Consider the following 11,453-nt stretch of genomic DNA (forward strand, 5'->3'; position numbering starts at 1 on the left):
GCCGTGCACCTCGGCCCACGGCGGCGTGGGTAGGCTGTAGTCGCGAGGCCCAAATAGCTTCCACATCGGAACAGCAAGTAAGCCGATGCACCCGAAGATAACCGCGATGACCACATGGCCCACCGTCAGTCCTGACCCGCGTCGGCGCGGTGGCAATTTCATGTGTCCGTCGCGAAATCTCTCGCGGTCCCGCGTGTAGTCTCGATCCTGGACGCCCACTGTGCCGTTTCCCCCGTGTATGCACGACCTAACATCTTAGCGGCGACGACCTGATGGCAACCCCCCCACTAAAGTATGGGGCGGCGGGAGTACATAGCCGCCCTGAACGAGCCACAATTCCAGCTTACGTACATTTTGGCTGCAAAGACATGACTAGGAAGCTCCTGCTGGTGGACTACGAGAACGTCCACAAGATTGACCTTTCGCCGTTGGACAAAAGCTATAGCGCGATGATCTTCGTCGGCGCGAATCAGAATCCACCAAAGGCAGTCACCAAGCCCGCCACCGCGCACAGGTTCCAGCGCGTTGACTTCCTGAAAATCGAAGGCAGTGGCAAGAATGCACTGGACTTCCACATCGCATTCCAACTCGGCCGAATGATCGAGACCGCACCACAGACAGAGTGCTTTGTCTTGTCGAGAGACAAGGGCTTCGACCCCTTGCTGGCCTACCTCAACAAGATCGGGTTGAAATGTCGACGTCTGGAGAGCATGGACGAACTCGTGTGCGAGCCCGTGTGTCAGGGCGAGAATGACGAAACGACCGCCTGCAGGAGATGTCACAAGGTGAGTACAATCGCGCACTACGGCGGCCGCTGGTGTACGAATTGCGGCTGCTTCGCGAGCCCCCCGGACCGCAAGCAACTGCCTTCCTCTCAAGCCGGCTTCGCAGAGCGTGAAGGTCAGCGTGGCGGCAGGCACCTCACAGACCGCCAGCAAGGCATTCTCGCAGTCTGCGGGTGGTGCAACTGCCGCGGCGACATGACCGGGGGTATCTACGACGATGGGGAATGGATGTGTGCCGGTTGCGTAGGCCGATACGCCCGGTGACGAGCGGCAGTCCAACAGTCGCTCGACGCGAGCTGTTCCGAATGGCAGAGATGCGTCGGTAGCGCCGTCGCGTGCGCGCCCTCGCCCCACCAATGGGTGGGGGGGTCCCTTTTGGTTAGGCCGGTTGTTCTTCGAATTGCTTCGCTTCGAGCCGGACTCTGCGCTCGTCCAGCAGCTCGCCATCGAACATCCAATAGTCGGAACCGCTGACCGAACTCGATTTGTATCCCATGTCCTGGAGGGCTTTCAGGGCGGCGCCGGACAGGCTCATGGTTTCGCCCTTGAAGCTGACCTTACCGCCATCGAGGACTGTTGCCGTGATGCTCTCATCCCGAGCCAGCACCAGGATGTCGCAAGCCTTGATACCGAGCGCAGCAAGATTGATACGCGATCGGCGCTGTTCCTTCGCCTTTTCCATGGCTTGCACTTCGACGGGGTCGATGTCGGCTTTGCCTGGGGTAATTTCCTTGAAGTTGCCGATGCTCAGTGCCAGCACGACCTTCTCTGGCTCGACTTTGAAGAACTCTCGCTTTGGGTTAATGCGGTGTTCGGAGAATAGCTGGTGGAGAGTTTTCTCCAGCTTGTTCAGATTGATCTCCTCCGGTATCTCGGCGGCAAAGTGGCACTCGAACGGCAGCGGCACTCCGGTGCCGCAGCTTAGATTGGAAATGCGGGATTCGACGCTATCGGTGGTGAGCCCGATTTTCACAAGACCGGGCATGGCCTCGTTTTTCAGCACGTAGATAACTCTGGGCATGGGCGTTATTTCTTGGAGTTGCGGTCTTGTTCGCTGAGTATCTGCAGCAGCGCCAGGACAATTCGAGGAGCCCCGCGGAATCCATCCATGCTTTCATGCTCGTGCACCGAGAGCATGGCCTCAAGGGCCCGGTATGCAGGACCATCCCCGTCGTATAGGGTCTCGTCGATGGCATCGAGGTCAATGACGAGTTGCTTCGTTCCTTCTTCGCGAAGCTCATAGAAGCGGTGGGCAGCCTCCGTCCAGTAGGGGTCTTCAGACCAATGACGCGTCATAGCGGAATTCATGGCGAAACAGATGGAAGGTCATTCTAGCCGTCAGCATAAAAATTTGCACTGTCGCCGCCCCTGATTGATTGTCCATTCTTCTATGCGCGCACTTGCTTATGGTTTGAGTTGACCAGAGTCCTCACAAACCTGACGTTACCCCATTTTAATGACGAATGACAGAAGCGGGTTGGCAAGGGCCAGCTATCCGCCCGCGACCTGACTAGCCGACCAAGTCCGCCCCCAAACACCGGCGTTCCTGAGCGTTTCCGCCGGTGCAGGCGAGTCCGCGTTCGACCGGTCACTGCCGTCCGCCATTGCCATTCGGAAAACTTTCAGCCGACTGCTTCCCGTTGGTAATCGGCCGATCACCATCACTCACGGATACAAAAGTCGCGAAAACGGCTCGCCGAAGGCCGAATATCGATCCGGTGGAGCAGGGCGACTGGGTGTGACTCCTCCTATTTACCGCTAGTCATGCAACGTAGGTACTCCACGCAAGAGACATAGTCGCTCCGGTCTGCGATCTTCACGTGGTTGTAGTTCATTGCGCGCTCGAAGACTGACCAATCACGCAGTATCTGCTCACCAAGTTCAAGCGGCGTAAACCCACTCGCGTTGTCAAGGTGGAGTAAGCCGGGATCATAATCTACCAGCATGTGCACGATCTTGGCACGTCCGAGCTTGACGGCAGTATGCAACGCGCTGCTTTTCTCGCCATCCTCGACTATTTGCAGATTTGGGTGGTACGCGAGAATGACGGCGAGACACTCGGCCCCCCCGCCTTTCACTGCGGCGTGAATTGACGTTCTGCCTAGATGGTCCTGCTGGTCAACAACAGCGCCGGCATCGAGCACGGCGCGAACAATCGGGACGTCGCCGCGATCAGCCGAGAGCATAAGCGGGCTCTGCCGCTTGAAATCCGTCAGGTTCGCCTGTTCAGGCCACGCTCTCAGTAGAAGGCAGATCGCGTGGCGGCGCCTTTCGAGGTGCGTGGCAAGCCTACTGACATCGTCGGACAGCCCCTTCGGAATCATGGTGTGCAAGCGCGGCATACTCGCTTCGAGCCCGTTGAGAAATTTCAACCAACACAGCAGGACGGAATCGCCTCGCACGCTGTCCAACTTCTTGTTGCCGAACGATTTGGCGTTATCGTCGAACCAGCGCTGCAGACTGTCCCAATCTCCTTCTTCGATCATCCGGAATGTTTCGCCCATGATTTGCTTCACTTGCGCCTCGGCGATTGGCCGTTCCCTCGGGTAGCCCGGATAGGGCTTGTAGAGCGTGTCCCAGAAGTATTCGGCGACGACCTTCGCTACGTCCTTTATGTCGATGTTTATAGGATCGCCTTCTATCATGTTATTCGCCAGCATGATGCGATACGGTCGCTCGTGCTTATCGGGATCGAGTCGCCGGTCCGCGACGAGTGTCGCTAAGAGGTCGCGCGCCGCCTCGCCGAACATCGATCCGAAGTTGCGCTGATAGCCGGAGTCGATAGCCTGCTTGAAAAGCTCTGTCGCCTCCTCGAATTGATTGCGTGCGAGGCAGTGCTTCGCCCGATATTGCAGAAGCGGCAACGCCCAGGTAGCGCGCGCAGGACTGCGCTCCGCTTCTTGCAGCAGCGCCTCGACGCGCTGTTCGACGTCGTGGGGCCGGTCCGAGGAGCCGCAGTTGAGAAGGTTCCCAAGTGCGCACACGAGTGCGCCGACCACCTGTTGGGGGGACTGCGCGAGTTGTCTCATGCGCTCAATAGCCGCCTGGCGCGCCCTTGGCGAGGCGTCGGAGGACAACGCCAACTGGCTAACCGCCATGTAGTCAGTTTCCGCCTGCAATGCTCGCCAGGGCGAGGACCTGCGGGCCCGGTCCTTCAGATCGATCTCCAGTTTCCTGCTCTCGATAAAGTCGCTCAGCAACAAGCCCTTCGTCTGGGCCACGCGTAGCGCATCCGCGCTATCCATCGCGAAAAAGTCGTCAAGTGGGGCCTGCGAGTCTAGGGTCGTGAAGCGGTGGGTCAGCAGATCGGCGACTTCGGTTTTGGCGGACAACCTTTGCGAAGGCGCGATCGACAGAAAAACCGTCGCTCGCTCCAGAGGCGGAAGACGATGCTCGAACCAGGCGTCCTGTTCCACTTCGCTTTCGGCGCACTTATAGGCTTCGACGGTTATGTTGTAGCTGATCCGAAAGAGGGCGAAGAGCTGCAGCACTTTGTTCTCATTGGCGTTAGGACAGGTGAAGGCAACGCCCGGACACAGAAATTCCACGAGACGTTTGTAGCCGTCCTGCACCGCACGCGCGATGCGGAGGCGCTGGCGAATGGTGCGCATCGACGGCCTGGCATAGCGAACCTCGAGCAGCCGCACGAATTCCGCTTGCTCTTCGGTCGATGCCTCGTCGTTCATGACAGCTTCAATGCGGCCGGGCTGCGTCATCGGGATCTGCGAACGCAGCGCTTCCGGGTCCAGCTTCTTGCGATGAACAAAGGTCAGCGCGGCGGCGATCCGTTCCTCGTGCGGCAGCTCACCGGACAAGTCGAGGGTGCCTTTGAATTCCATGGTGGCGTCATTCGGAAAATAGTCCTTGATCGACTGGATCCTGGGGATCGTCCCATTCCGCCATTTGTAGAGTGTCCGCTCCATCGAATCGGGCGCATCGGCGTCGTCTCTAGCCTTGGCGCCGCCCAGACTGAGTACGACCTGATCCATCGGCAGGCCGAGAAGATCCATAAGCCAATCGACGACGTGCTGCACGGGAAGGGATATCTGTTTCGTCGTCTGGTCGACGTTGGGAAGGAACCAGAATTCACCGCCGGGCATGCCGTGGTCAAAGGGCTCGACGAGATTCCAATTTGCGATCAGGCGTCCTGCCGCTGGAGCGTAGGTGAAGGCGCACATATGCCAGACAACCTGCTGAGCGCTTGCATCAAATGTCCAGACATTCTGAGAGAGGGAACGATGGAAGCCCGTCCAATCGTCCAGATTGATAGAGGCATCGCGGCGTGCGGCTTCGCTCAATTCGAGCGCATCGAAAATCCCTTCGAGCTCGCTTTTCAGTATGGCTAGGTGACTCTTGAGCTTCTTTTCGAGTTTGACGAACTTCCCTTGATCTTTTGACGACAGACGCTCAAGGCCGATGCACTGGCTGATTTCGAGCAGAACGGATTCGAAGGTCGGCAGGACGGCCATGGAAGCATCCTAAGAAGTGGATAGTGATCCTCATTCTCTGCGATGGAGGGAAAGAATCCAATGAACTTTGGCGTCCCCCGCCTTTCGATCCGGCGCGATCGAGGGGACGGGTAGATTCATTTCGCGGTGGCCGCACTACGGGCAATCTGGGGGAACCCGCATCCACCGGAGAGTGTCCTTGCTGCAAGCCAAGAAAGAGCATCAGCCCATCTCGCGCGAGTTGGTCATCAACTGGCATGTGACCGAAGCGTGCAACTACAGTTGCCGTTATTGCTATGCCAAATGGGACAACGCCGAGTCCCGTCGAGAACTGATTCATGACTGGGCTGGCACGACGCGCCTGCTCCAAGAACTGCAGACGTTCTTTGTTCCCGGGAACGCGACCAATCCGCTTACGCCTGCATTCAAATGGACGTCCGTCCGGCTGAACCTGGCCGGCGGCGAGCCGCTCCTGTATAGCAGGCAGATCCTGAACATTGCAGCGCTTGCGCGCGAACTGGGATTTGGCGTTTCGATCATCACCAATGCCAGCTTGCTGACTCCTGCACTGGCGGAAGCGCTGGCCGAATACCTGTCGTTGCTTGGCGTCAGTCTGGATTCGGCGTGTAGTGCGAGCAACCGAGAAATCGGTCGTCGTGACAGACAAGGACGGCAGATTACGCCCGACACGCTGGAAGGAAGCATTGCGGCCGCGCGACGCATCAATCCAGAACTCCGCCTGAAAATCAATACGGTTGTCAACGCACTAAACTGCGATGAAGACATGACACCGCTGATACGCAAACTGGCACCGGAAAAGTGGAAGGTGCTCAAGATGCTCCCGATCATTTCATCCGAGCTCGGCGTCTCCGACGCTCAGTTCGCCGCCTTCGTGAAACGTCATTCCGGATACGGCTTGCCACTGCGCGCCGAGAACAATGTCGACATGGTCGAGTCATACATCATGATCGATCCGCTTGGACGCTTCTTCCAGAACGCGGGATCTCGCAGCGGGTATCACTACAGTCCGCCAATCCCTCGCATCGGTGCAATCGCCGCATTTGCGAAGATCGCTTTGTCGTCGACGAGATATCTGGCTCGATACTCCTCGACGGGCACCGTGCGATGAAGTATTCCCCCGGAAAGGAGATGACGTCCTTGTTCGCCGGCTCGTTAGGGAGGGTTGGAGATTTACGCGGGGAGGCAGACACGGCGGCCTGCTGCCTCCTTCTGGGCAAGAGCGTTGATCGTCCCCTGTGCCCCCGGCGATCGAAGGGCCTGGTTGAACTTCAAGCGAGACGTGAAAAACGCGCGTCGAGTCGTTAACGAGAGTGTGCCGTCCGCAAACGCAGGATAGAGGGTACAAATGCCCCAAGAGCTTCGCGTTCCGCAACAGCCTACCGCTGTCGGCGGCGGGGAAGGTGCTCAAAAGTGCGTTACGCAGGGAGTTGGGGGAGTGTTTTCCGCACCTCGTCGGGGGCACACGGCGCCCTTGCCGCAGACGAAGGCTTGCCGAGAGCTGTCTTAGCGCCCTACGGCCGTTCGCGCACGGCGCCCCCGAGACATTCAAACGTCAGCTTCGTGGAGACGATGCTCTGGCAGACCTGCCAGCGCGCGCCGCGGACATGTGCGCATCGATCTCGGTGGAACAGTTCTGACGAGGACAGGACTCCCACACCACCACCCCAACCAGTACCTTGCCGTTGGGCAACATGGGAATTCACGGTGCCCGATGTCATCTTCATTTCCTATACACTTTCCTGCGCACATGGAGGTAGCCCGACCGGGCCCGCAAGCCGGCGTCTGCACGATTCCGGCACCTCTGGTGCCATGGTGCGCTGGCCGCGCCGGAGCCGGCCTCCGCGCCTGAGTTAAGCGATTTTCAGAACGTGAGGTAATCAGATGAAAGCACGGATCGTGATCGCAGCATTGGGAACCTTGTTTCTCACCCCCTTGGCCCATGCCTCGGAGCAGGTGCACTGGTCCTACCAGGGCAAGACCGACCCAAGGCACTGGGCGGGTCTGGAAGCGGATTACGCGGTGTGTGGAATCGGCCACCGGCAGTCACCGATCAATATCGAGACACGCAAGGTGACCGGCAAGACGGCCCAACCCGTTGGCCTCTCCCATATGCCTGCCAGCGCAGAGGTCATCAACAACGGCCATACCATCCAGATCGAGCCCGAGAACGGGGGCACCCTTACCCTCGACGGGGTGGCCTACAAGCTCGTGCAGTTCCACTTCCACACCCCGAGCGAAGAGAAAATCAACGCAAAGGCCTATCCACTGGTCGCCCATCTGGTACACAAGAGCGCGGACGGCAAGCTGGCGGCGATCGCCGTGCTGTTCCGCACCGGGAAGTCAAATGCCACGCTGCGGCCAGTCTTTGCAAACCTGCCGGCGAAGGAAGGCGAGAAACGGCGGCTGGATGGCAACATCAATGCTGGCGACCTGCTGCCGGCGGATCGCAGCAACTACACCTTCATGGGATCGCTGACGACGCCGCCGTGCAGCGAAGATGTGCGGTGGGTGGTGATGAAGACGCCAGTGAGCCTGTCATCGGCGCAGCTCGCGGCGTTCCGCAAGTTGTACAAGATGAATGCGCGGCCGACGCAACCGCTGAACGGGCGCGAGATACAGGCCGGGAGCTAGAGCGAGCCCAAGGTCCCTCAATATCTGGAGGGATGTTGCCGCAGACTACATAACGCGTCGGTGCCGCAAGCGCGGTACATCCGCTAGCCAAGGTTAGCCACCGGCCGGCTGCAGCACCCTGGAAGCTGCCGTCGGGGCGACGCTGGATTGAACGGCTGACAGGGGTCGTTCTCCGGCCTTCAGTCGCCTGCAGATCGGCGATGAACCTTTCTTTATTCAGGACGACAAGGAGCGCACCAGTCGCGTTTTCAGCGGCCAGGGTCTAAAGGCGAGAATCCAAAGGCAGACCAAGGGCCCAACCAGCGGAATCAGCGCCAGGTATTCGTAGCCCGATTCGAAACGGGCGGTGCGGAAGACCTTCCGGAACGGAAAGAACCACAGCGCCTCAAAGGCGAGAAAGCCAAGCAGGTAGATGCTCATGGTGCAGCGCCGCAAAAATTCATCCGGGAAGTGTACGGCTCGCCGGTGTATTTCTTTTCCCCTAAGGCGAGGGGGATAGCAGGGGGTGGATGCGCCGCCGTCCGGGCGACCGCTTCACTCCACTCAACTTCGAATTGCGAACATCAGGGAAACGTAGTCAGCAGCCATGGCTCAGTCCGCGACAACAGCGGAGGCACGAGTTCGGCGGTGGGGGTTGAGTGCCGGGCACTTCGCGGGCCCGCATGAGACAACGGGACGTTCCCTTCAAGACTTGATTCGCTAAGATTCTGCAGTCGCCGCAACCGCGGTGGCCGGGGATAGCAGCCCGCAATACGTAGACGGACGACCGCCGCAAGGCGGCATTCTTACCGCTAACGTACGAGGCACCCATGCTTACTCATCTCCCTGTCCACTGTGGGCGACGCTCGAAGCACTTTAGCTGGCTTGGATTTTTGCTGGCATCTAGACTTCGCGTGTCGCATCCACGGCGATTGGGTTTGACAGCCCGTTCACAAAGGACGTCGAGCCGCTCCGCGCGGCTCCTTGTCAAACCTGTTCGCACAGGAGGTCACTCCATGTCCTTCATTCCCGTCACCCATTGCTTGCAATCGACACATCCGCAGTTCGCCCCCGCCTCTGGATGCATCAACGCGATGCAAAGGAGCGTGTTCCATGGTTAAGCACACCCGCTACGGCATCACTGCTGAACACACCGGCGCCGACATGTTCATTACGGCCCATTTCCCATGTGAAGACCCGCTGAGCCTGGCGGGTGAGAAGGCCGCGCAGCTCCACGCGCTGCTCACTGTCACGCAAGACGGCGCCACCGTTGGCCAGGACCTTGCGGACGATCCTCAGGGGCATCTGCTCTCGCTTGCCGCCGGGCTGGCGCACGAGACTCTGGTGCTGAGCGAACTCGCTGCCCAGCATGAACAAGAGGGACAGGGCGGGGCATAATGCAGCGTCAACATTACGCGGTAACCCGGCGAGCAGGACTGCCGGGTTGTCGCGTTCGTGCGTACGGTGCCCTTGTGCGATCGAGTTTTCCCTCCCATCGTAGGGTGGGCAGAGAATCAAAAGTCATTTCCCTTGGCAGAGCACAATAAAACATCAAATAAATCTGCCAGAAATATCGCTGGAAATTTCGAACGAATTACTAACCCTTTCGGGTGAAGCATGCAGGGTACCGGCGCAATTTCCCACCGTCATCAAGGGGGCGATTGTTGCTCGTAACCCCTTGTCGGCGCATCCCTACCTTTGTCGGGTCCACACTTAAGGGGGGATCGAAAAGACAGGAAAAACGCCTGTATTGCCTTGAAGATTGCCCCCCTGGAGCCATACACTTCGCCGGTCCTTCGCGCGGTGATGCAGTGCAAGAGAGCATGCCGGGCAGACAACACGAGGCCATCACCRCCAGGTTCATCTCCGCGCGCTGCACACAGTAGAGCGGGAAGGCACCAGCGTGTGCCAATGTCGGACCAGCGGATTCGTCTCAGCAATGCGTGTCAGAGAATGACAGCAGCGCGGGCATTCGGGTATCAAGGGAATTACTAGTCGTGTTCAAGTATGCAAGCAAGCAGTCGTTTATCAGAGCGTTAATCAGCCTGGGCATTGTCCCGTTGCTGGCCTCTTGCGCACTCGCGCCCGGGATGCGTTTCGATCCCCAACGACCGCTCGATCCGGAAGACCCGGAATCCGTGCCCAAGGTCACGCTGATCACCCCCGCACTGGTTCGGGCGCTGAAGGCGTCCACTGTACCGGCCAACGCCGGCATCGAGGCACTGTACGCTGAGCCGAAGCCGTACACCATTGGTGTGGGCGATATTCTTTCCATCGTCGTCTGGGATCACCCTGAGTTGGTGTTCCCCACGCAGACGTACTCGATCGGTCAGGCCTACGACATTCCCAATTACAGTGGTGCCGCTAACGTACCGGGCTATGTGGTCAGCCCGGCGGGCACCATTCAGTTCCCGTATGCAGGGGTGATCCAGGTCCTGGGTAAGACACCGGATGATATTCGCGGCCAGCTCAGCAAATCACTGGTGCCGTACGTCACCATGCCGCAGGTGACCGTGCGCGTGCTGGCATTCCGCAGCAAGCGCGTGTACCTGGACGGCGAAGTCAAAACCCCGGGCCCGCAGAACATCGACGATGTGCCAATGACRCTGGTCGAGGCACTCAACCGCGCAGGCGGCATCAACGTTCTGACCGGCGACAACAGTCGCATCCGCATCTCGCGCGATGGCAAGAACTACATCGTCAATATGCCGGCGCTCCTGCAACAAGGCGTGGACCCCGCGCGCATCCTGCTGCGCAGCGGCGACATTGTGCGCGTGGAGCAGCGTGAAGACAGCAAGGTGTTTGTTGCTGGGGAAGTGGTGCGGCCCATCACCGTGCTGCCGCGCAACGGTCGCCTCACGCTCAGTGAGGCCATCGGCGAAGCCGGCGGACTTAATCCCATATCCGCCAATGCCAAAGAACTCTATGTCATTCGCAAGAGTGGTGACGGCGACGCCGAGGTGTTCCACCTCGACGGCAAATCACCCGTCTCCTACGCGCTGGCCGAAGCCTTCGAGCTCAAGCCCAGGGACGTCGTCTACGTCGATGCCGCCGGTGTGGTCCGCTGGAGCCGCGTGATCAACCAGCTGCTGCCCAGCGGCAACTTCGTAACGGGCGCCGCGAACGTAGCCAAATGATCAAGACTGTTCTGGTGGTATGTATCGGCAATATTTGCCGGAGTCCGATGGCAGAGGGGATTCTGAAACAGGCTTTGCCTGAGACAAATGTCGCGTCCGCCGGCCTCGGGGCGCTTATTGGCGATCCTGCCGACCCTATCGCAGTCGCACTGATGAAGGAACGCGGTATCGATATCACCGCCCACCGCGCTCAGCAACTCAGCCGGGTCTTAGCGACGCGGGCAGACCTAATCCTTGTAATGGACAACGAGCAGCGCCAAGATATCCAGCGGCACTATCCCGCCACCACCGGGCGGGTATTTCGCATGGGAGAGTTCGCCAAGTTCGACGTGCCAGATCCGTACCGCGAAAGCCGCACTGCGTTCGAAAACGCTCTGCAGTTGATCCAACGAGGCGTGGAAGCCTGGGTGCCGCGCATCCAGGCGCTCCGTTAACAGTATTGGTAGCAAAGG

10 protein-coding genes are annotated in these 11,453 nt (G+C 59.2%); 6 read left to right on the forward strand and 4 right to left on the reverse strand.

Annotated elements, in window-relative coordinates; genetic code table 11:
• The first annotated feature begins 368 nt into the window (after positions 1–368).
• The gene (locus AC1DO7_RS34740; protein WP_441614158.1) at positions 369–1,049 is read left to right on the forward strand and encodes a PIN domain-containing protein; all 681 of its coding nucleotides are present in this window, start codon (positions 369–371) and stop codon (positions 1,047–1,049) included.
• 115 nt (positions 1,050–1,164) lie between these two features.
• On the opposite strand, the gene AC1DO7_RS34745 is transcribed toward AC1DO7_RS34740, so the two are convergent.
• From AC1DO7_RS34745 to AC1DO7_RS34755, 3 genes are all read right to left on the reverse strand, one after another.
• The gene (locus tag AC1DO7_RS34745) at positions 1,165–1,806 is read right to left on the reverse strand and encodes a GIY-YIG nuclease family protein (RefSeq protein ID WP_441614159.1); all 642 of its coding nucleotides are present in this window, start codon (positions 1,804–1,806) and stop codon (positions 1,165–1,167) included.
• Positions 1,807–1,811: 5 nt separating this feature from the next.
• The gene (locus tag AC1DO7_RS34750) at positions 1,812–2,081 is read right to left on the reverse strand and encodes a hypothetical protein (RefSeq protein ID WP_441614160.1); all 270 of its coding nucleotides are present in this window, start codon (positions 2,079–2,081) and stop codon (positions 1,812–1,814) included.
• Positions 2,082–2,533: 452 nt separating this feature from the next.
• Positions 2,534–5,254, reverse strand: a complete 2,721-nt coding sequence (locus AC1DO7_RS34755) for an ankyrin repeat domain-containing protein (protein ID WP_441614161.1) — start codon at positions 5,252–5,254, stop codon at positions 2,534–2,536.
• 178 nt (positions 5,255–5,432) lie between these two features.
• Between AC1DO7_RS34755 and AC1DO7_RS34760 the strand changes: the two genes are divergently transcribed.
• Positions 5,433–6,362 carry a viperin family antiviral radical SAM protein gene (locus AC1DO7_RS34760; RefSeq protein ID WP_441614162.1) on the forward strand — a complete coding sequence of 310 codons (930 nt, stop codon included), beginning with the start codon at positions 5,433–5,435 and terminating at the stop codon, positions 6,360–6,362.
• A 773-nt stretch (positions 6,363–7,135) separates the two neighbouring features.
• Positions 7,136–7,885 (forward strand): carbonic anhydrase, encoded by a 750-nt coding sequence (locus AC1DO7_RS34765; protein ID WP_441614163.1) that lies wholly within the window; start codon positions 7,136–7,138, stop codon positions 7,883–7,885.
• Positions 7,886–8,101: 216 nt separating this feature from the next.
• Here AC1DO7_RS34765 and AC1DO7_RS34770 read toward each other — a convergent pair whose 3' ends face one another.
• The gene (locus tag AC1DO7_RS34770) at positions 8,102–8,305 is read right to left on the reverse strand and encodes a hypothetical protein (RefSeq protein ID WP_441614164.1); all 204 of its coding nucleotides are present in this window, start codon (positions 8,303–8,305) and stop codon (positions 8,102–8,104) included.
• A gap of 672 nt (positions 8,306–8,977) precedes the next feature.
• Between AC1DO7_RS34770 and AC1DO7_RS34775 the strand changes: the two genes are divergently transcribed.
• The 3 genes from AC1DO7_RS34775 (at position 8,978) to AC1DO7_RS34785 (ending at position 11,435) form a co-directional block, all read left to right on the forward strand.
• Positions 8,978–9,262 carry a hypothetical protein gene (locus AC1DO7_RS34775; RefSeq protein ID WP_441614165.1) on the forward strand — a complete coding sequence of 95 codons (285 nt, stop codon included), beginning with the start codon at positions 8,978–8,980 and terminating at the stop codon, positions 9,260–9,262.
• 599 nt (positions 9,263–9,861) lie between these two features.
• Positions 9,862–11,001 carry a polysaccharide biosynthesis/export family protein gene (locus tag AC1DO7_RS34780; protein ID WP_477117150.1) on the forward strand — a complete coding sequence of 380 codons (1,140 nt, stop codon included), beginning with the start codon at positions 9,862–9,864 and terminating at the stop codon, positions 10,999–11,001.
• Positions 10,998–11,435, forward strand: coding sequence for a low molecular weight protein-tyrosine-phosphatase (locus tag AC1DO7_RS34785; RefSeq protein WP_441614166.1), 438 nt, complete (start codon positions 10,998–11,000; stop codon positions 11,433–11,435). The genes AC1DO7_RS34780 and AC1DO7_RS34785 overlap by 4 nt, the downstream gene beginning before the upstream one ends.
• Positions 11,436–11,453 lie beyond the last annotated feature (18 nt).

Source organism: Cupriavidus sp. 05N40 (assembly GCF_056397305.1).